Below are 21,283 nucleotides of genomic sequence, written 5' to 3'. Positions count from 1 at the left end.
GACTGTATCAGTAAGAAAAATCTTTCCCTTCCTTTAAAGGAATAGTAAACTAAGTAGAGACAAACACCCTCAATCGTCATGGGTGTTTTTGTTAATTTTATATCCAATCGAAAGATAGCTAAATGTGAGTAGCTATATAACAAGAAAATAGGTGAAGAAAGTGAAGGAAAAGGTATATCAATTATTAATCGAATTAACCAATGGCAGATGGACTTCTTCCCTTTTAAGAAAATTTGCAAACTCTAAAGCAAGCAGGCGGATAATCCCATCTTTTGCAAAGCAATACAAAATTAATTTGACTGAGATGGATCGTCCCATTCAGGAATACACATCCCTGCATGACTTTTTTACAAGGGCTTTAATAAATGGAGCGCGCGAAATTAATCATGAGGAGGGGACTGTTGTCAGTCCTGTAGATGCCGTATTGGAGGATAGTGGGCCCATCCATGAAGATTCTTCTTTCCAGGTGAAAGGGAAGGTATATTCAGTTGAGGAAATGCTTGGGAACACAAAAGATACAGAAAAATATCTAGGCGGCAGATATATGGTACTATATTTAAGTCCAAGCCATTATCATCGTATTCACTCTCCAGTTGAGGGATTGGTTACACGGAAAAGTACTCTTGGACGAAAGTCATATCCAGTCAACAAGTGGGGGATGACATTAGGTAAATACCCTCTATCAAAAAATTACCGTGAAATCACAGAAATCCAGCATGCCGGAGGATTTCTATCTGTTGTAAAGGTTGGTGCCATGTTTGTTAATTCAATAGAGAGAACACATTCGGGGGATACTCTACATAAAGGGGAAGAAATCGGGTATTTTTCTTTCGGTTCAACCGTGGTTCTATTATTTGAGAAGGAAACCTTTACTCCATACATAACAGGTGCTTTGCCGCAACCAGTACATGTCGGTGAGACAATAGGGTATATAAAATAATAATACAAAAAAATTGCCCTGGATCTTAACCAGGGCGCATGATACAAATGAGTTTGGCTCTGCTTAAAATATTTTATAAGATAAGGATCTCCTGTCAATTTCTCTTTCAATTAGACGGATAAATTCTTGGCTTAAGTTTAAATGCCTGGCTTTGTAATATGATTCAATTAAAAGATCATCTGGTAGTTTTTGCATTATTTTGCCTTGCGGCTTCACCTCCAATTTACTGTTCTAAATGGGTGGCAACGACAATATATTAGTAGTTTGCCTTGGTGTACCCTTAATTTAACAGAATCAAGAGGATGGAACAACCGTTCTGTTATCCACAGGGATAGGTGTATAACTTGTGGGTAAATTGTGTGTATCTATAATTTTTATCGGGAAAACGTATCGTATAAAAAGGTAAATGATCTGTTAGTGATGTGCATAAACTTATCCACAGATTTAAATAATGGCGCAATGTGTCGAAAGGTTTTATATTTCGACTGCACTTTTCATCAAATTTAGCTATTTGGCTATGACATAAATTAAAATATCCGTTATGATGGATAGCGGTGAAAAAGAATTAATAGAGGTGTATAGAGTGATAAAAGCATTTTTACCTTCCAAGCATGTTAAAAGTATTTATGAAATCAAACCTCAGGAATTAAAAGATAATGGTATAAAGGGGATTATTACAGACCTTGATAATACCCTTGTGGAATGGGATCGTCCTCTTGCCACGCCAGAACTGATTGCTTGGTTTGAAATGATGAAGCAACATGGTATTAAAGTGACAATTGTGTCCAATAACAGTGAACTACGTGTAAAGTCCTTTGCTGATCCACTTCAAATCCCCTTTATTTTTAGAGCGAAAAAACCTATGGGAGCTGCATTCAGAAGAGCTGTAGAGATTATGGGTATTAAAAGAGAAGAAGCAGTCGTGATCGGTGACCAGCTTTTAACCGATGTGTTGGGCGGCAATCGTAACGGGTTTCAAACAATCCTTGTCGTTCCTGTTGCTCAAACAGATGGCTGGACAACTAAAATAAATCGTAAAATTGAACGCAGAATATTAACATGGTTCCGTAAAAAAGGACAGATAACATGGGAGGACTAGACTTGGAAAAAGAACAAATTAGCTGTGTGGGATGCGGTGTGACTATTCAAACGGAGCATCCTGAAAAAATAGGATATGCACCATCTTCCTCACTTCAAAAAGAACAAATCATTTGCCAAAGATGTTTCCGACTTAAACACTATAATGAGGTACAAGATGTATCCCTAACGGATGACGACTTTTTAAAAATTCTGAATGGAATTGGAAGTAAGGATGCTTTAATCGTCAAATTAGTGGATATATTTGATTTTAATGGAAGCTGGCTGCCGGGAATTCAACGATTTGTCGGCCATAATCCAGTTGTTTTAATCGGTAATAAGAGTGATTTATTACCGAAATCAGTCAAGCCTAATAAGCTGATTACCTGGATGAAGCACATGTCGGCTGAATTTGGCTTACATCCTGTTGATATTATGCTTGTCAGCGGTGCTAAAGGACATGGAATTGAAGAAGCAATGGAGCGTATAGAGGAATTGCGTGAGGGACGTGATGTATATGTCGTAGGCTGTACAAACGTCGGTAAATCCACTTTTATCAACCGTATTATTAAACAGGGCAGTGGTGAAGAAAATGTGATTACGACTTCATACTTCCCAGGAACAACTCTGGATATTATCGAAATTCCACTGGATGATGAAAGAGCGTTAATAGACACGCCCGGAATCATTAATCACCATCAAATGGCTCACTTTGTGGGTAAAGAAGATTTAAAAGTGATTACTCCAAAGAAAGAGATTAAACCAAGAGTTTTTCAATTAAATGCTGGCCAAACTCTCTTTTTCGGTGGCTTGGCTCGATTTGACTTTATTCAGGGTGAACGGAATTCATTTACTTGTTATTTGTCCAATGAGTTAAATATCCACCGGACGAAATTAGAAAAAGCAGACGAGCTGTACAAAACACATGTAGGCGAATTATTGGTACCGCCGCATCCTTCTGAATTAGATGATTTTCCACCGCTAGTAGCTCACCAATTCTCTATAAAAGAAGGGAAGACAGACATCGTATTTTCTGGTCTGGGCTGGGTAACGATTAACAAGCCGGGAGCAGTTATTTCCGCACATGTTCCTAAAGGAGTGCAAGTGACGATCCGTAAATCATTGATTTAAAGGAGAGTAAAATGAAGAAGCTGTTCGGGGTATTAGGGAATCCAATTGAGCATTCAATGTCTCCGCTTATTCATAATGACGCATTTGATAAATATTTAGTAGATGGAGTATATTTGCCGTTTTGTGTTGAGGATATTGAGCTACAACAGGCAGTCGAGGGAATGAAAGCTTTGGGGGCCGGCGGATTTAATGTAACGGTACCTTTTAAAAGTCGCATTATTCCTTATATCGATGTCTTAGACGAATTTGCAAATGAAGTTGGTGCTGTTAACACTGTTGTCATAAAGGATGGACTGTTATATGGGTACAATACGGATGGTCCTGGGTTTATTAAAGGACTGCTGACTATAACCGATCGTATAGATGGTCAAAATGTCTTGATTATTGGTGCAGGCGGTGCGGCAAGAGGAATTTATTTTGCACTGGCTAAAACAGGTGTAGCAAAAATCGATCTCGCCAATCGGACTCATATTTCAGCAGAACAGTTGCTGGCAGATTATCATGGGAATATAAATTCGAGAGCAATCAGCCTGAAAGAAGCAGAGAGCTCTCTCGGCCAATATGATATTATTATTCAGACAACCTCGGTTGGGTTAGCAGACGTACATGCATCACCACTTTCTCTGACAGAACTAAATCAAAATGCAGTTGTGTGTGATATTATTTATAACCCTCTTGAAACCAAAATTTTAAAAGAGGCAAAAGACCGTGGTAATAAGGTTCAAAACGGTGTGGATATGTTTGTAAACCAGGGAGCACTGGCTTTCGAGTTATGGACAGGTGTTATGCCGGATACAGAAAGAATGAAACAATTAGTTTTACAACAATTAGGAGGATCATAAATGTTAAAAGGTAAACAAAAAAGATTTTTGCGTTCGAAGGCACATTCCCTTCAACCGATATTCCAGGTTGGAAAAGGCGGAGTGAATGAAAATATGATTAAACAAATTGGTGAGGCTCTTGAAGTTCGTGAGCTTATCAAGGTCAGCATCTTGCAAAACTGCGAAGAGGACCGTGATACGGTGGCTGAACAGCTTTCAAAAGGTGCACGTGCGGAATTGGTTCAAGTCATTGGTAATACGATTGTTTTATATAAAGAATCAAGAGAAAACAAACAAATTATTCTTCCATCATAATTAAATTCCTATTTAGGGAAGGGGGCACACTATATGAAAAAAATTGGTATTTTAGGCGGAACATTCGATCCCCCTCATATCGGTCATTTAATTATTGCAAATGAGGTTAGGGAGCAATTAGATTTGGATGAGGTACGTTTTATGCCTAATAATGTGCCCCCGCATAAAACCAAAACTTCAACGTCTAATCAAGAGCGCTTGGATATGCTTACATTAGCAATCGGTAGTAATCCATGTTTTATGATTGATACAATAGAATGGGAAAGAAATGGGCCATCATATACGATAGATACCATTAAACTCCTGAAAGAACGGGATACAAACTCAGAAATTTATTTCATTATCGGTGCTGATATGATTGAATATTTACCGAAGTGGAAACAAATAGATGAATTGAGTAAATTAGTCCGCTTTACAGGTGTTAAACGCCCTGGTTACAGTACTGAGACATCCTATCCTGTCACATTGGTGGATATTCCGGAAATCGCTGTTTCCTCTTCGTGGATTCGTGAAAAAATAAGCAATGGAAAGACAATCAAATATTTGGTTCCTGATGCGGTAAAGATATATATTGAGGAGAATCAGTTATATGGATCAACAAAAAGCATTGGAAATCGTTAGGCAGCAATTACCTGATAAACGATATATTCATACATTGGGTGTATTGGAAAGTGCTCAGGAATTGGCAGAACGGTACGGTGCAGATATAGAAAAAGCTAAATTGGCAGCAATCTTTCATGATTATGCCAAATATCGTCCTCTGGATGAGATGGAACAAATCATTAAGAATGAGCAATTACCCCAGGATTTATTGGAATATAATACTGAATTATGGCATGCACCGGTTGGAGCGGTTTTAGTTAAGAAAGAAGCAAATCTTCATGATGAAGAAATCCTTTCAGCAATCAAAAACCATACTTCGGGCTGTGTCGGAATGAGTATGCTTGATAAGATCATTTATTTGGCTGATTATATAGAGCCTGGGAGAAGTTTCCCTGGAGTAGATGAAGTGAGAGCGTTGTCCTTACTAAGCCTGGATAAAGCTGTGCTTCAGGCAATGGGAAATACAATCACATTTTTGATTAAAAAAAATCAAACAATCTATCCGGATACCTTCCATGCCTATAACGATCTTGCAAAGCAGATAGGGAGGAACAATTAAATGAATGGTAAAGAATTATTAGAGGTAGCTGCAAAAGCAGCTGATGACAAAAGAGCAGAAGAGATACTCGTTTTGGATATGAAGGGAATTTCGTTGATTTCTGATTACTTCATTATTTGCCACGGTAACTCAGACAAACAAGTACAAGCAATTGCACGCGAAATGAAGGAAAAAGTCGAAGAAAACGGAGCGACAGTCCGCCGAATGGAAGGCTTTGATGAAGCGCGTTGGGTTCTAGTTGATATGGGCGATGTTGTAGCGCATATTTTCCATAAAGATGATCGTTCATACTATAAATTGGAAAGATTATGGGGAGATGCCCCAGAAGTATCATTGCAGGAACTTAATATATGAATGTAAGTTATCAAAACTTTGCTTATGTTTATGATTACTTAATGAAAGATGCTCCCTATCAGGAATGGGTTGAGTTTTTAAAAAAAATTGCCCGAAAATATCAATTAGATGAAAAATCAATTCTTGATATTGGATGTGGGACTGGTGAGCTTGCTATTCGTTTGAAAGAAGCAGGCTTCCAGCCAACCGGCGTTGATTTATCAGAAGAAATGCTGGCTGTGGCAATTCAAAAAGCAAGCGAGAATCAGCATGACATCCCGTTTTATCACCAGGATATGCGAGCTTTAGAAGGATTGAATCTATATGATATAGTTGTCATCTTTTGTGACTCATTAAATTATCTTGGTGATGAGAATGATGTAAAGGATACTTTTAAAGGTGTTTTGAACCATATGAAAGAGGATGGTTTATTTATCTTTGATGTTCATTCTGTGAAAAAAATGTCCACTTTTTTTAGTGATCAAACCTATGCAGATAATGGAGATGATATTTCCTATATCTGGAATGCGTGGAAAGGGACAGATATTCCTCACAGTGTCGTACATGAGTTGACTTTCTATGTTTATGATCATGAGCTTGATGCGTATAACCGGTTTGATGAAGATCATTTTCAACGTACATACCCGATCGATATGTATAAAACTTGGCTTGATGAGATTGGATTTGAGCTTGTGGAACTGATGGGTGACTTCGGAGGAAATTCCCTTGATGAGGCCGATCGAATCTTCTTTGTTTGTAAAAGGAAATAATGTAAAAAAACCAGGAAACGTGATGTTCCTGGTTTTTTAGTTATATTGACACAATGTTTTCATAAATACCTTTGTTTTCGTAAAGGACTTTTATAATATGATTAGAATTAATGATATGAAACCCCAAACTGATTTTCAATTCCCTTTAAATCCTCTTCAAATTTCCGATGCGTAGCCTGAAAAACATGACTAAAAACCTCACCTAATTCACTTTCCAGCACTTTGATACCTTCACCTGTAATACCGCCTTTCACACACACCTTTTCTTGCAAAGCAGGCAATGAAAAATGCTGCTGACGTAATAATTCACCGAGCCCAATCAGCATTGATTCGGTTAGCTGGGTGGCTTCTTCAGTGCTTATTCCCGTATGATCAACCGCAGCTTCGATAAAGTTTCTTGCAATAAAACTAAAAAAAGCCGGACCGCAGCTAACAATATCTGAGGATACTCTGGTATATTTGTTGTCGATTTCGAGCGGCTTTGAAATTGCTGCTGCCATCTGCTGAAGTTGGTTCCGCCAATATGGACTGCAGGATTCACCAAATGTCAGCAGTGTTGCGCCTGCCAAGGCGCGATTGGTAATAGATGGAATAAATCTAGCGCATGAGCAGGGGACGACAGCTTCCAATTGTTTGATGGAGATTGGACTTGTGATGGAAACAATGCAATTATCCGAACTTAGATGAGGTTCAAGAATTTCAATTAATGGATACATTTCATGCGGCTTTACACATAAAAAGATTAAATCCGCTTGTTTTGCAAGTTCAATACTTGTGTGTGCTGTATGGATTCCTGGTAATTCAACAGCCAGGGATTGGGCTTTGTGTTTAGTCCTGTTCATGATGATTACATCCTTTGCTGCAACGGCCGAAGACCCAATTAAACTTTGAATTAAGATGGTTCCCATATTACCTGTGCCAATTATGCCGGTAATCATTATAAATCCTCCTTATTGGATAAATATCACGATATCCACTATTCCTTATAACAAATTTATGCAAGTAAATATCAAATATGAAGAGGAGCGTAAATTAAATGAATGAGAAAATCGTACAGTTTATCAGGCGAAATGGAATCCTACTAGCAGGTGCAGGCGTAGCCTGTACTGCACTCTTCTTTTGGAATATGCAATCTGAAGATGGGCAAATCGAACAAAGTGAAATAAATTGGACGGAGGAGAGTGCAATAGAAAAAAAGAATGAAGATACGGAAAAACTGGTGGCAGAACCTGAGGTGAGTGCTACTTATAAGGTTGATGTGAAGGGTGCCGTTCAAAAACCTGGTGTATATGAATTTTTGAAGGGGGATCGAGTAACGGATGTCATTCAAAAAGCAGGTGGATTGAAAAATGGGGCTGATAGTAAGCAAGTGAATATGGCGCAATTAGTAGAGGATGAAATGGTCATCTATATCCCAATCAAGGGTGAGACAGCAGAGGCTTCTAATCATACAGCTGGGGAAAGTTCAGGGAATACAGTCTCAGCGGCCAAGGGGGATGGTACAATTAATTTGAATAAAGCAACATCTGAAGAACTGCAGGAACTTCCGGGAATCGGTCCGAGTAAAGCGACAGCGATTTTACAAAAACGGGAAGAACTTGGATCATTCAAAACGATTGAAGATTTGAAGGAAGTTACAGGCATAGGTGATAAAACATTTGAAAAGCTCAGGGAATTAATAACTGTTAAGTAAGAAAAGAATAGTTGTAGGAAGGATACAATTCTTGTTAAAGTGAAGGAAAGTTCATTGAAAGAGGAGAGAGAAATGGAACGTATTTCATGGGATCAGTATTTTATGGCGCAAAGCCACTTACTTGCATTAAGAAGCACATGTACAAGGTTAATGGTTGGAGCGACAGTCGTAAGGGATAATCGCATTATTGCCGGCGGGTATAACGGATCAATTGCTGGAGGTGTGCATTGTGTGGACGAAGGATGCTATGTTATTGATAACCATTGCGTTCGAACCATCCATGCTGAAATGAATGCCTTGTTGCAATGTGCTAAATTTGGTGTACCAACTGAGGGGGCTGAGATTTATGTTACTCATTTCCCTTGCTTGCAATGCTGTAAAGCCTTAATTCAAGCAGGAATTAAAACAATCTATTATGCCGAATCCTATAAGAATCATCCATATGCTGAAGAATTATTTGAACAGGCAGGTGTGCGTGTTAAACAGGTGATGGTTGATGAAAAGTGGGTTGATTTCCATGATGAAAAGAAAATGAATTTTGTCATGGAGCTTATTAATGAGCTAAAAGAAAGAGGAGCTTCTGAATCTGATCTTGCACGCTATCTGAAAGATGCAGCAAGTTTATTTCCGCAATTTGACTGATATGAGCAACCGATTTTTATTTTATAGTGCTGTAATTGCTATTTCAGGGATTACAGCACCCATTTACTTAAGTAAAACTTTTCTTCTGCTAATAGTCCTCGTATTTTGTTACATTCTAAACAAATTTCCAATTAAGCAATCGATTCTCCTGTATATTATCTTTTCAATATTTTGTGTCCATAGCTTTTTTTGGGATCGTTCAAATACCAGCCAGTTGACCGGGGCTGAAACTCAGCTTTTAATCCATTTTACATCCTATCCCCAGATTAAAGGGGACCGGGTTAGTGGTCTTGCTGAACTCTCAGATAACGAGAAAATATGGATTACTTACCGGATTAACAATGAAGAGGAGGCAAATGTCTTAAAAAATACGATTCTAACGGGAAAGTCCTTTCGCGTAAACGGAAATCTGACAAAACCAACTCGTGCAACGGTCGAGAATGGATTTGATTTTCGAACCTATCTAAGGTTTAATAGAGCGCATTGGATTTTGGAAATCGAAAATAAAGAAGATATATCCAAAGATAGCCGCAATTTGTTTGTAAAACTGGCACAAATGAGAGAGCGGGAAATTAAGCGGATTGATCATTTATACTTAGGAACCGCTGGCAGCTTTACTAAAGCACTCATATTTGGTGAACAAAGTGGTATATCAGAGGATATGTATAACCAATTTAAGAAACTGGGGATTGTCCATATCTTGGCTTTGTCAGGGATGCAAGTTGCATTAGTGGCTGCTATTTTATTTTATGGATTCTTAAGAATCGGCTTTACTCGGAGGCAAACCTTTTTGCTGCTAGCTTGTTTACTTCCTTTTTATGCGGTCATCACCGGATTGTCTGCTTCGATTGTCAGAGCATGCATGATGGCTTCCATATTTATGTTTGGTCAGTTTATCGGACTGCGGTTGACAGCTTTTAAAACAATAACGATTTGTCTAATGGGATATCTACTTATTAATCCGTATCAAATTTTCCATATCGGTTTTCAGTTATCCTTTTTGCTGACTTATGGGTTAATACTTTCAACAAAAACCCTTCAAAAATCGCCGCATTCACCTGTTTTCAGTCTTTTTATTATGACGGCAATATGCCAAATCATCTCCACGCCAATCATCATCTATCATTTTTATGAAATTTCCCTCATTAGTTTTATTTCTAACTTACTTTATGTACCGTTGTTTACTTATTTATTATTTCCTTTAACCATTGGTGTTTATTTGCTGATAATCCTTGAAATTCTTGTTGAGCCGGGATTGCTGATGCTCAATTTTATTTATTCTTTATTGGAGAAATCTACAGAGCTTATGTCTGCCTTGCCCTCCTCCACTCTTATATTTGGTAAGCCATCCAAACTGGTAATGGTATGTATTGTGGTTTGTTTTATCTCTATTCTTATTGGAATAGAAATCCGCTCGAAACACCTGTTTAATACGTGTCTAATCACGATTTTAATGCTCTTTTATCAATATAACAGTCAGTTTTTTTCAGGAAATGGAGAGATAACCTTTATAGATGTAGGGCAGGGGGATTCAACGTTCATTCAATTACCTGGTGATAATGGAACATATCTTATTGATACAGGTGGAGCCACTCTGTTTGGAAAGGAGGAGTGGGCAGTACATAATAGCCAGTTCGATCCTGGAAAAGATACTATATTACCATTTTTAAAAAGTAAAGGAATTAAAGTCATTGATAAACTAATCCTTACGCATGCTGATCAGGACCATGTCGGAGGAGCAAGAGCCATTGTTGAGGAATTGAAGATTGGTGAGATATTGATACCATTTGAACAGCGTAAGGAGTTTAGAGAGACGGAAGTAATAAAGGAAGCGATTGATCAGAAAATCCCCGTTAAAGAGGTTCAAGCAGGAATGGGGTGGACTGCGGGAGATGCTAAATTTACCATTTTATCGCCAGTAGAGAAAGTGGAGGAAAAGAATGAGTCTTCAATTGTTATAAAAGCAAGTATTAATCAGGTAGATTGGTTATTTGTTGGAGATTTAGGTGAACTCGGAGAAGACAAGCTTTTGCAAAATAAAATGAACCTAAGGGCTGATATTTTAAAAGTGGGACACCATGGCAGCAGAAACTCTTCCCAAATAGATTTTATAAGAGAGGTAGATCCTAAAATAGCTGTCATTTCATCGGGAAGAGATAATCGTTTTGGCCACCCGCATGAGGAAGTCATTCATTTGCTTGATAAAGAAAATATTATTATTTACAGAACAGATTTACAGGGCAGTATTCAATATACGTATACGAACAAAAAAGATGGAACGATTTCTATTCAAAGTCCATAGTATGTGTAAGAAATGAAAAACGGCCATGAGGCCGCTTGAAAAAATGAACTATGCACCGATTAATTGGATGACCATGGCAATAATAAACATGGTAGCGAAAAAACCAAATGATACAACAAATCCCATGATGGAATCTGATACGTCATTTGTTTTTGATTGTACATTCTTTTCAAACTCGTTCATTAATCCACCCCCCGACCTCTTTTATCATAGAACATTTAGTAAAAAAAATCCACAATCTCCAAATTTATATAATTATTATCCTGCTATTTTCCAAATAAACATTTCAGTACATGAAAGAGTCATTTAAATGGTAACTGATCTATAGCGCTTTTTCGCTTTTTTGTTAGGTATCCCGGGTCCGGCAAGAAGGCGTTGATATAGATTCTGGGAACCGGTTATTTTTTCCGGTTCCTCTTGAAAGACTTGTCAAAATTGATGGTGGGGATTAGGATGAAAGAAGGAATTTATAAACAGAGGCGATTATATTGGTAATGGATTTATGGAATACAATTAAAAGTAAACGGTTTAGTCCTGTCTACCTTTTATTTGGCGAAGAAGAGTATTTTATAAAAAAAACAAAGGCTTTAATCTGCGAGCATGCTTTATCAGAGGATGAAGCAGAGTTTAATTTGGCTACTATTGATCTGGAGGAAACACCTGTAGAGTTGGCAATCGAGGAATTGGAAACCTTACCGTTTATCGGGGAGCGCAGGGTTGTTATATTACATAATCCCATATTTTTGACAGCCGAAAGAAAGAAGGAAAAGGTTGAGCATGATCTAAAAAGATTGGAAAGCTATCTGGCTAATCCTTCACCGACATCAATTGCCATCTTTATAGCTCCATATCCAAAGCTGGACGAGCGTAAGAAAATAACGAAGGAATTAAAGAGAAATTCTGCAGTCTTGGAAGCGAAACCGCTATACGAAAAGGAATTATCTAAATGGATCACTGCCAACGCTAAATCCTTAGGAGTGAAAATTACACCTGAGGCGGTAGAAACTTTATTATCTCTGACGGGGAATCACTTAATGATGGCTGCAAGTGAGTTAGAAAAGCTCGCTTTGTATGCGACGGTCGAACAGGAAATTGACAAGGCAATGGTAAATAAACTTGTTCCCAAGACCTTTGACCAAAATGTATTTGATTTGGTCGATTATATTATGAATGGCCAAAAAAAAGAAGCTATCCAGTTATATAAAGAGCTTCTGATTTTAAAGGAAGAGCCAATTCGTATATTAGCAGCCATTGCACGGCAATACAGGATTATACTTCAGGTTAAAAAACTATCAGGACAGGGCTACAATGCCCAGCAAATAGCATCTAAATTAAAAATGAGCCCTTATCCGGTAAAACTTGCACTGAAGCGTGTGAATGATTTTACAGAAATGAAATTGATGCGTGCTCTCTCTGAATTGGCAGAGCTGGACTATAAAATGAAGAGCGGTGCCGGAGACAAAGAAATCCTTTTAGAGCTATTTATATTAAAATCATAACAGTACCTGGTAAAACGAAAGGTATCATGGCGAGTGCATGATACCTTTTTTGTAATCCTATCTTTTAATGGTTGTGAAGTTGTTTTCTATTAGGAGCCAGTTCTGCGGAAACGATAATCCTAATTTCCAATAACTCATCCCCCGAAGATTTAATTCCTTTAGTAGATTAAATTTTGCCTGTATGGAGCGAGCATCCTCAAACCATACCTCGTGTTCTCTTCCTTCGGCATCCCTGTATCTAAAATAGGGTGCCTGAGCATTATTGTCATAAAGAATTGGTACGTTATTACGTCGTGCCAGATCAATGGCCTGCTGAGGGGAGAGCGCTCTGGCTGTAGTACCCTGTACGAAGGGGAGTGTCCAATCATAGCCATACAGATTTTGCCCCATCATAATTTTACGTGATGGAATCTCTGAAATCGCATAGGTAAGCACCTGGCGAACAGGTCCTATAGGAGATACAGCCTGAGCTGGCCCACCGCTGTATCCCCATTCGTACGTCATTATGAGCGCCCAATCTACAACTGCACCCTGTGCTTTGTAATCATGTGCTTCATACCACTTACCTGTTTGAGTAGCGCTGGTTTTAGGAGCGAGTGCGATTGATACCTGCCAGCCCTGCGGTGAAAATCTTTCCTTTGCCCTTCTTAAGAAGTTTGTATATGCTTCCCGATCTTCACCTCTAAGACTTTCAAAATCAAAATGAATATCTCTAAATCCTTGAGCTTTGGCAGTATCTTCAATGTTGGTAAGTAATTTATTTTGGATATCTGTATTGTTTAAAATAACTTCCCCGAGTTCACTACTGAATGCGTCATTTTCTAAATTTGTCACAACCATGACCAGTACATTGTTCGCGCTCCTGGCTATGGCCGGAAATTCACCTAATAGAGGCGGTTTTAGCGTACCGTCGCGTTGAACTTGATAGCTGAACGGTGATAAGTATGTAAGGTGAGGTACTGCAATTCTTGCTTCTCGTTCCAGATTGGGAGAAACAGTATTTCCTCTTGGTTCCACATAGGCATTAAATTCAGCATCGCGTCTTGGAATAGGTGGAATATACAGCCTTAATCCCAAAGTTAATGATGTATTTAATGAAATATTATTCACTTCTGCCAGTCGTTGAGCAGTCGTACCAAACCTCCGGGCAATTGTATATAGGCTATCTCCTGGTTGCACAAAGTAATAACTCCCTGTAATCGGAATAACAAGTGCCTGACCTATAACCAAATCATTTGGATTTTCTAATTGATTTGAAGAGATAATTTGTTCAGGAGTAGTATTAAAGGTCTGCGCAATGGAATAGATACTCTCTCCTTGTCTGACAACATGTATTTGCATTTCTTTTCTCCTTTCGGTGGCTAATTATATTAAATGTATGTAGAGGAAGGAATAAGAATAACCAAAATGGATATTGGTCTATGCAAGAGGATAAAATAGAAAGTTCTTTATTTGTTCATATTTAGAACATGGAAGTTTGCTATTCGAATTAATTTGGTATAAAAAATAGACTATAATTTAAATGTGAAGTTTGTTGCATCATAGAGGAGTGAAATTGTGTTAAATAAGAAGTATAAGGGATTGCATCCCATTACCATACTACGGATTACGGGAATACTGGATGGTATCTCACTGCTTTTATTATTGGGCATAGCCATGCCGCTTAAATACTGGGCAGATTTACCCTTTGCCGTTACTCTTGCGGGTTCAATCCACGGTGGGATATTTATTGGATATATAGCTTCCATTATTTATACTCAAATTCGAATACAGTGGAAAATAGGCTGGTCTCTGTTAGCCTTCCTTGTTGCTTTCATCCCATTCGGTAATTTTTGTTTTAATGTGTGGCTGAAAAAGCATCAATCATTGTACGATGTAAAACCCTTACCGAAGCTGTGGATTGTATATGCCATTATCATGTTTACGTTTATCGATTTATTTACACAGCTACCAGTTATGAGTACATATGCTACTTCGCTTGGCGCAAGTGTAATGATTGCAGGGGTTGTTGTGGGAATGTATTCATTGACGAATACTTTTGGGAATATATTGTCTGGGATTTTTACGGATAAATATGGATCTTTTATTGTACTTTGTACAGGCTTGCTTATGACGAGCATTTCTTTACTGCTTTATAATTTTGTAAATGATGTACCTGAACTGATCATCGTACGTTTCCTCCATGGCTTCCTTGGTGGATTAATTGTACCTGCTGCTTTTACGTACTTAGCTAACCAAATGGATAGTAAGAAGCAAGGCAGCCAAAGTGCTGTGACAGGTTCATTTATTGGAATCGCAGCTATTTGCGGTCCTGCATATGGTGGTATTATGGCTAGCAGGACATCTGTGCCATTTGTTTTTACGACCATTGCTGCGTGTGGAATTATTCTTTTGCTTGCAACATTGTTGTTTTTGAGAACTCATTCTGAATCGAAACAGCATAAGACGGAGAAGAGGGGAAAACTTATCTTTAATAAAGGGATACTCCAAGCCTACACCGGAGCATTCTTTTTAATGTTTTCACAAGGGGCACTTGCGTATTTGCTGCCCTTGCACATTGATGTATTAGGTTATAGTTCAAGATTAAGCGGTACTTTAATGAGTATATTTGGATTGGTTGCTGTTGCTATATTTATTCTGCCGACGAATAAATATTTTGATCGAATTCCGCCCTTGGTTAGCTTTTCGATTGGATTAGCATGTATGGGGATCAGCCAAGTTTTACTGGGGCAATCAAGTGAGCTAATGGTTCTTTATTCTATAATGGTTTTATACGGGATTGGGTTTGCTTTCTTATTTCCTGCCGTAAATTCATTATTGGTTCAATCGACTACTAAAAGGATGCGCGGGAAGGCATATGGATATTTTTATGCGTTATTTTCATTAGGGGTTGTTGCCGGATCATCAGGTCTCGGATTAATACCAGCTTCTATATCCACGCAATTTAGCTTAATTGGAATCTTATTACTAGTTTGTGCAACAGTAATATATATGCAGGCAAAGCAACCGGAAACAGATACTGTAGAAGACAGTGTTGAAGGCTAAATAGAGTTTTTATCGGAAGGAGCTATCAGGCTCCTTTTTTTTAGGCCTGAAAAAGTGAGGGTGTTATACAGGGTTCGTCTTTATAAAAGTTAAAATGGAAGCTGCAATGCTGCTCCTGCAGCTTTCTGTTGTGTACTAATTTCGTTCAAGCTCCCAAAATTCAACTGGTAATCATCTCTAAAGTGATTTCCCATCAATGAAATAATCCATATTCTCATAATAAATCACACAAAAAAAAACGACCCTCTAGAGGGTACGTTTCATTAAGCGTTCAACTTGTTTACTTTTTTCATAAGACGAGATTTTTTACGAGCAGCAGCATTTTTGCTGATTAAGCCTTTAGTTGCAGCTTTATCTAGTCCTTTAACAGCAGCAACGATAGATTCGTTAGCAGCAGTAGCATCGTTAAGAGCAATTGCAGATTCTACTTTTTTAACGTTTGTACGTACAGCAGATTTTTGAGCAATATTGTTAGCTCTAGCAGTTTCGTTAGTTTTAACGCGTTTAATAGCTGATTTGATATTAGCCATTCTTTTCACCTCCAGAAGAACCGAGATTATGTCAACTCGATATTCTAATCAAATAACATTCACAACATATGATATTCTATCAAAATGTATGTCTTTATGCAATACTCAGATGCATCAAATCAAAAAAAACCATAGTGATAAGTAGTTTTTTCTGTTTAAACAAAGCTCTTTACATATTAAAAGAATGAGAAGAAAGAAATACGGGGAAAATAGCTCCTAAAGATCATTTCATGGGGGTAATCATTTGAATAAAGATTTAGATATGAGTCAGTATCAAATAAGGACTGATTTGGCTATTGAGGCTAGGGAACTGGCTATTCCGCTATCTGACGCACCGGACACATCGAATATCGAAGGTGTAATTTTTAAAGAGCGAGAGATGGATGGGATTAAATTATCGCATGTTGAAATAACGAAAGAAGGCGAAAAACAGGTAGGAAAAAAGCCTGGCTTTTACATAACACTGGAAGTTCAAGGAATTCGTGAGCAGGATTCTGAGCTGCAAAAAAAAGTCGAGGTTGTGTTTGCTAAACAACTGGCCTATCTAATAGACAGAGTTGGATTAAAAAAAGATGCACATTGTCTTGTTGTAGGATTGGGAAATTGGCATGTAACACCGGATGCTCTTGGTCCTACGGTAACGGATAATTTAATCGTAACTAGGCATCTGTTTAAATTTCAGCCTGAATCTGTTTCTGAAGGATTTCGTCCGGTCAGTGCCATCTCACCAGGGGTTATGGGTGTGACGGGAATTGAAACCAGCGATATTATTAAAGGAATCGTAGACAATATTCATCCTGATTTCATCATTGCTATTGATGCACTGGCAGCTCGTTCTATTGAACGTGTAAATACTACCATTCAAATTACAGATACCGGAATTCATCCTGGATCTGGTGTGGGCAATAAACGGAAAGAACTTAGTAAGGAAACATTGGGAGTGCCAGTTATCTCGATTGGTGTACCAACAGTGGTGGATGCTGTATCGATTACCTCTGATACAATTGATTATATATTGAAGCATTTTGGACGTGAATTAAAAGAGGGAGACCGTCCTCGCCGAGCTCTTGCTCCGGCCGGGATGACATTTGGAAAGAAACGTAAATTAACAGAAGAAGACTTACCGGAAGAAGAGCACAAAAAGACATTTCTTGGTATTGTAGGCACACTATCCGATGAGGAAAAGAGAATGCTGATTCGTGAAGTGCTCGCTCCTTTGGGACATAATTTGATGGTTACGCCTAAGGAAGTGGATGTATTCATAGAGGAAATGGCAAACTTGATAGCCAATGGTATGAATGCAGCTCTGCATGAGGCCATAAATCAAGATAATACAGGCTATTACACACATTAATCTCCGAGTATGGTTCTAGTTACTCTATCAAAGCATACATTTTACTAGAATGCTTCTGAAAGGGTGGAACCATGAAAGCAAAAAAACCTAGTTTTGTCGTAGTTGCACTTCAAGCAGCCACCATCATTCGTTTCATACTGATTATACTTGTTACGATGGTTTTTATATTTTTGGTAACCGGATTATTGACATCGCTTAAACCAGAATTTCGACCAAGTTCAGATTCGGTGAATGAAGCGACTGGACAAGTTCCCGGTAAAATTTTATATAAGTATTTAGGGCAAGGGAATAAGTACTTTTTGCAATCATTCCCCGAAGAGGAGACAGAGTCTGTTTCGAGGCAGATTTTCCAATCACTGACAAATATCTCATTAAATGATCCACGGAGTTTATTGGGACATGAGCTACCGGGATATTCCTTGTTTGATGGGGAGATTTTAGTGGCAGGTGAGGGTACTAATTACACAAATATGCCAATTGAGTCTCCTCCATCAGAGGAAGCTATGGAAAAAGATACAGAGACTGAGGAAATCGTGGATGAAGAAGAACCTGTTAAACCAGAACAGGCTGGTACTCAGAAAACGAAAGAAGAAGTGATGTACATCTATTTCTCACATACAAGGGAATCGTATCTTCCTTTATTAAAAGGTGTGACAAATCCTAATTCTGCCTTTCATTCAAAAGCAAATGTCACGCTTGTCGGTGAGAAGCTCAAGAAGTCGCTTGAAGCGAAAGGCATTGGGACCAAGGTAGATAAAACAGATGTTAATGCCATATTGAACAAGAAAGGGCTGCAATATGGCAGTTCATACAGCCAATCGCGAAGTCTTGTCCAAGAGGTTATGGCTAACGATAAAAACTTGAAATATTTTATTGATGTTCACCGTGATTCGCAGCGAAAAAAAGTGACGACTATTTCAATTAACGGAAAAGCTTATGCTAGATTATGCTTCATTATTGGTGGTGAAAATCCAAATTATGAACAGAACTTAAAGTTGGCAGAGGAGATGCACAAGAAAATTTCAGAAAAATATCCTGGTTTAAGTCGCGGTGTCTTTGAAAAAAGAGGTGCGGGGACGAATGGGAAGTTTAATCAAGATTTATCCGGAAATGCCATGTTAGTTGAAGCTGGCGGTGTGGATAATACATTGGACGAATTAAATGCTTCAATGGAAGTGTTAGCTGATGTATTAGCTGAGCATTATTGGGATGCCGAGCCAGTACAGGGAAATGCTGCAGAGTGAGAAATAAATAAAGGAGAATGCCAAGATGGGTAAATTTATTTTAAAAATAAGTATGCTTCTTTTCCTCCTTCTCTTTGGGGTCATCCTGGGAATGCAGCTGGCCAATCAAAATATGAAAAAAATGCAGGGATATGATGATCCAAAAATGTATGAAGCCTTTACAATTGATAAACAGGATGACGGAGACATTAACGCTACGGTTCTCGGAAATCAGGTTTCGACAACTGACCTGGAGGAAAAGAAAAAGGAAATGGAAGAATGGAAGGCATTTAATGTTTTATCCAGTGCAGGGAAAGGCATATCTGATACCTTAACAAGTTTATTTAAAGGGATGGCAGGAATGATTTCAGATGAATAATATAATCCAAGCGAGCTCGTACGGAGCTGATTAAAACTCCGCGAGCTTTCTTTATTTATCTATTTAATTCCCTCATTTCTCCTAAACCGTTTACGGTTTGAATTTATTTCTGCTATAATCAGTAATATCTGTGTTTTGAAAGTAACAGGAGTGAACAGAATGAATAATCAGGAACGGCTAAAACGACAAAGTAAAATCCGTAACTTTTCGATTATTGCTCATATTGACCATGGGAAATCGACATTAGCGGACAGAATATTAGAAAAAACGAATGCTCTTACTTCCAGAGAGATGAAAGACCAGCTTCTTGATTCCATGGATTTGGAAAGAGAGCGCGGAATAACAATCAAATTGAATGCTGTTCAATTGAAATATAAGGCGAAAGACGGCGAGGAATATATTTTCCATTTAATTGATACTCCGGGACACGTGGATTTCACGTATGAAGTATCCAGAAGTTTGGCAGCTTGTGAAGGTGCTGTGCTAGTGGTCGATGCTGCACAGGGAATCGAAGCGCAAACTTTGGCCAATGTTTATTTGGCATTAGACAATGATTTGGAGATCTTGCCAATCATTAATAAAATAGATTTGCCTAGTGCTGACCCGGAACGCGTTCGTGGTGAGATTGAAGATGTAATTGGGCTGGATGCATCTGAAGCTGTTCTTGCCTCTGCTAAAGCTGGTATCGGGATTGAAGAAATCCTCGAACAAATTGCGGAAAAAGTACCTGCTCCAACTGGAGATCCCGAAGCTCCTCTGAAAGCATTGATTTTTGATTCAATCTATGATGCATATCGTGGAGTCATCGTATCCATTCGAGTGATGGAGGGTACGGTAAAACCGGGTGATAAGATCAGAATGATGGCGACAGGTAAGGAATTTGAAGTTCTCGAGGTGGGTGTCCATACTCCAAAAGCAACTCTATGCGATGAACTAACAGTAGGAGATGTTGGATTCCTGACAGCTGCCATTAAAAATGTCGGCGATACACAAGTCGGGGACACAATCACCAATGCTAAAAATGGAGCAACAGAACCATTACCGGGGTATCGCCGTATGAATCCGATGGTTTATTGCGGTCTATATCCAATTGATACAGCAAAATTTAACGATTTACGTGAAGCACTTGAAAAACTGGAGCTAAACGATTCTTCCTTGCAATATGAACCAGAAACCTCTCAGGCGCTTGGATTTGGTTTCCGTTGCGGATTCCTTGGATTATTGCATATGGAAATTATCCAGGAAAGAATTGAACGTGAATTTAATATTGATTTGATTACAACGGCACCAAGCGTAATTTATAAGGTTAAGATGACAGATGGCAGTGAGATTAATATCGATAATCCATCTAACATGCCTGACCCGCAAAAGATTGAAAGTATTGAGGAGCCATATGTAAAAGCTACCTTGATGGCACCAAATGATTTTGTCGGTGCAATTATGGAGCTTTGTCAAATGAAGCGTGGGAATTTCATCGATATGCAATATGCTGATGAGAACCGCGTAACTATCATTTATGAACTGCCATTATCCGAAATTGTTTATGATTTCTTTGACCAATTAAAATCAAATACAAAAGGATATGCATCTTTTGACTATGAGTTAATTGGCTACCAAGAATCTAAACTGGTTAAAATGGACATCTTATTAAACGGTGAAACCGTTGATGCATTGAGCTTTATCGTTCATAGAGACTTTGCATATGAGCGTGGAAAAATTATTGTAGAAAAGTTGAAGGAGCTTATTCCTCGACAACAATTTGAGGTGCCTATACAGGCAGCAATCGGCAATAAAATCATTGCACGTTCTTCGATTAAAGCAATGAGGAAGAATGTACTTGCAAAATGTTACGGTGGAGATATTTCACGTAAACGTAAACTATTAGAGAAACAAAAAGAAGGTAAAAAACGCATGAAACAAGTTGGTTCTGTAGAAGTTCCGCAAGAAGCGTTTATGGCAGTTCTGAAGATGGATGACTCCAATTCAAAAAAATAAAATAGTAAGAAAAGCAGGCCAGACATTTTTGTTCTGGCCTCTATTTTATTATGATAGATATAACGTTTTTTT

Annotated in this window: 23 protein-coding genes; 18 read left to right on the top strand and 5 right to left on the bottom strand. The window is 38.3% G+C overall.

Annotation, left to right across the window (positions count from 1 at the left end; genetic code table 11):
- Positions 1-160: 160 nt before the first annotated feature.
- Positions 161-940 (top strand): phosphatidylserine decarboxylase, encoded by a 780-nt coding sequence (locus AC4G3N_RS05300; protein WP_066105333.1) that lies wholly within the window; start codon positions 161-163, stop codon positions 938-940.
- A 63-nt stretch (positions 941-1,003) separates the two neighbouring features.
- Here the strand turns inward: AC4G3N_RS05300 and AC4G3N_RS05295 are convergent, their stop codons facing one another.
- A complete protein-coding gene (locus AC4G3N_RS05295; RefSeq protein ID WP_066105330.1) occupies positions 1,004-1,135 on the bottom strand; it encodes a sporulation histidine kinase inhibitor Sda in 132 nt (43 codons plus the stop codon).
- Positions 1,136-1,484: 349 nt separating this feature from the next.
- On the opposite strand from AC4G3N_RS05295, the gene AC4G3N_RS05290 reads away from it, so the two are divergent.
- Genes AC4G3N_RS05290 through AC4G3N_RS05255 form a run of 8 tightly spaced genes read left to right on the top strand, consistent with a single transcriptional unit; the run spans position 1,485 to position 6,549 of the window.
- Positions 1,485-2,039: a YqeG family HAD IIIA-type phosphatase gene (locus AC4G3N_RS05290; protein ID WP_175354283.1), complete on the top strand. Its 555-nt coding sequence runs from the start codon at positions 1,485-1,487 to the stop codon at positions 2,037-2,039.
- Positions 2,027-3,148: a ribosome biogenesis GTPase YqeH gene (yqeH, locus tag AC4G3N_RS05285; protein ID WP_395940461.1), complete on the top strand. Its 1,122-nt coding sequence runs from the start codon at positions 2,027-2,029 to the stop codon at positions 3,146-3,148. The genes AC4G3N_RS05290 and yqeH overlap by 13 nt, the downstream gene beginning before the upstream one ends.
- 11 nt (positions 3,149-3,159) lie before the next feature.
- Entirely contained in the window at positions 3,160-3,990 is an 831-nt protein-coding gene (aroE, locus tag AC4G3N_RS05280; RefSeq protein WP_139892601.1) for a shikimate dehydrogenase, read from the top strand.
- A complete protein-coding gene (gene yhbY / locus AC4G3N_RS05275; protein WP_066105322.1) occupies positions 3,991-4,284 on the top strand; it encodes a ribosome assembly RNA-binding protein YhbY in 294 nt (97 codons plus the stop codon).
- A 33-nt stretch (positions 4,285-4,317) separates the two neighbouring features.
- Positions 4,318-4,905, top strand: a complete 588-nt coding sequence (locus AC4G3N_RS05270) for a nicotinate-nucleotide adenylyltransferase (protein ID WP_066105318.1) — start codon at positions 4,318-4,320, stop codon at positions 4,903-4,905.
- Complete coding sequence (gene yqeK / locus AC4G3N_RS05265; protein ID WP_066105314.1) at positions 4,874-5,446, top strand: bis(5'-nucleosyl)-tetraphosphatase (symmetrical) YqeK; 573 nt, start codon at positions 4,874-4,876, stop codon at positions 5,444-5,446. The genes AC4G3N_RS05270 and yqeK overlap by 32 nt, the downstream gene beginning before the upstream one ends.
- Positions 5,447-5,800 (top strand): ribosome silencing factor, encoded by a 354-nt coding sequence (rsfS, locus tag AC4G3N_RS05260; protein ID WP_066105311.1) that lies wholly within the window; start codon positions 5,447-5,449, stop codon positions 5,798-5,800.
- Positions 5,797-6,549: a class I SAM-dependent DNA methyltransferase gene (locus tag AC4G3N_RS05255; protein ID WP_139892600.1), complete on the top strand. Its 753-nt coding sequence runs from the start codon at positions 5,797-5,799 to the stop codon at positions 6,547-6,549. The genes rsfS and AC4G3N_RS05255 overlap by 4 nt, the downstream gene beginning before the upstream one ends.
- A 107-nt stretch (positions 6,550-6,656) precedes the next feature.
- On the opposite strand, the gene comER is transcribed toward AC4G3N_RS05255, so the two are convergent.
- Positions 6,657-7,487 (bottom strand): late competence protein ComER, encoded by an 831-nt coding sequence (gene comER / locus AC4G3N_RS05250; protein ID WP_066105304.1) that lies wholly within the window; start codon positions 7,485-7,487, stop codon positions 6,657-6,659.
- 98 nt (positions 7,488-7,585) lie between these two features.
- Here comER and AC4G3N_RS05245 point away from each other — a divergent pair, with 98 nt between their 5' ends.
- The 3 genes from AC4G3N_RS05245 to AC4G3N_RS05235 all read left to right on the top strand — a co-directional run bounded on the left by AC4G3N_RS05245 (position 7,586) and on the right by AC4G3N_RS05235 (position 11,186).
- Positions 7,586-8,242, top strand: a complete 657-nt coding sequence (locus tag AC4G3N_RS05245) for a helix-hairpin-helix domain-containing protein (protein ID WP_139892599.1) — start codon at positions 7,586-7,588, stop codon at positions 8,240-8,242.
- A gap of 72 nt (positions 8,243-8,314) precedes the next feature.
- Positions 8,315-8,884 carry a ComE operon protein 2 gene (locus AC4G3N_RS05240; protein ID WP_491089844.1) on the top strand — a complete coding sequence of 190 codons (570 nt, stop codon included), beginning with the start codon at positions 8,315-8,317 and terminating at the stop codon, positions 8,882-8,884.
- Positions 8,853-11,186, top strand: coding sequence for a DNA internalization-related competence protein ComEC/Rec2 (locus tag AC4G3N_RS05235; RefSeq protein WP_491089843.1), 2,334 nt, complete (start codon positions 8,853-8,855; stop codon positions 11,184-11,186). Before AC4G3N_RS05240 ends, AC4G3N_RS05235 begins: the two co-directional genes overlap by 32 nt.
- A gap of 48 nt (positions 11,187-11,234) precedes the next feature.
- Here the strand turns inward: AC4G3N_RS05235 and AC4G3N_RS05230 are convergent, their stop codons facing one another.
- Positions 11,235-11,369: a YqzM family protein gene (locus tag AC4G3N_RS05230; protein WP_066105296.1), complete on the bottom strand. Its 135-nt coding sequence runs from the start codon at positions 11,367-11,369 to the stop codon at positions 11,235-11,237.
- A 311-nt stretch (positions 11,370-11,680) separates the two neighbouring features.
- On the opposite strand from AC4G3N_RS05230, the gene holA reads away from it, so the two are divergent.
- Positions 11,681-12,685: a DNA polymerase III subunit delta gene (holA, locus tag AC4G3N_RS05225; protein WP_077248089.1), complete on the top strand. Its 1,005-nt coding sequence runs from the start codon at positions 11,681-11,683 to the stop codon at positions 12,683-12,685.
- Between the two features lie 57 nt (positions 12,686-12,742).
- Here the strand turns inward: holA and AC4G3N_RS05220 are convergent, their stop codons facing one another.
- Positions 12,743-14,026, bottom strand: a complete 1,284-nt coding sequence (locus tag AC4G3N_RS05220; protein ID WP_491089842.1) for a glycoside hydrolase family 18 protein — start codon at positions 14,024-14,026, stop codon at positions 12,743-12,745.
- Between the two features lie 216 nt (positions 14,027-14,242).
- Between AC4G3N_RS05220 and AC4G3N_RS05215 the strand changes: the two genes are divergently transcribed.
- Positions 14,243-15,730, top strand: coding sequence for an MFS transporter (locus AC4G3N_RS05215; RefSeq protein WP_491089841.1), 1,488 nt, complete (start codon positions 14,243-14,245; stop codon positions 15,728-15,730).
- Positions 15,731-15,993: 263 nt separating this feature from the next.
- Here AC4G3N_RS05215 and rpsT read toward each other — a convergent pair whose 3' ends face one another.
- Positions 15,994-16,260, bottom strand: coding sequence for a 30S ribosomal protein S20 (rpsT, locus tag AC4G3N_RS05210; RefSeq protein WP_066105290.1), 267 nt, complete (start codon positions 16,258-16,260; stop codon positions 15,994-15,996).
- Positions 16,261-16,522: 262 nt separating this feature from the next.
- Between rpsT and gpr the strand changes: the two genes are divergently transcribed.
- From gpr to lepA, 4 genes are all read left to right on the top strand, one after another.
- A complete protein-coding gene (gene gpr / locus AC4G3N_RS05205; protein ID WP_175354282.1) occupies positions 16,523-17,614 on the top strand; it encodes a GPR endopeptidase in 1,092 nt (363 codons plus the stop codon).
- 71 nt (positions 17,615-17,685) lie between these two features.
- Complete coding sequence (gene spoIIP, locus AC4G3N_RS05200; RefSeq protein WP_140462001.1) at positions 17,686-18,858, top strand: stage II sporulation protein P; 1,173 nt, start codon at positions 17,686-17,688, stop codon at positions 18,856-18,858.
- Between the two features lie 25 nt (positions 18,859-18,883).
- Entirely contained in the window at positions 18,884-19,216 is a 333-nt protein-coding gene (locus AC4G3N_RS05195) for a DUF3679 domain-containing protein (protein ID WP_066105283.1), read from the top strand.
- Between the two features lie 159 nt (positions 19,217-19,375).
- A complete protein-coding gene (lepA, locus tag AC4G3N_RS05190) occupies positions 19,376-21,211 on the top strand; it encodes a translation elongation factor 4 (protein ID WP_066105279.1) in 1,836 nt (611 codons plus the stop codon).
- Positions 21,212-21,283 lie beyond the last annotated feature (72 nt).

It is taken from the genome of Bacillus sp. z50 (assembly GCF_058313585.1).
This window is presented reverse-complemented; position numbering and strand designations above follow the sequence as displayed.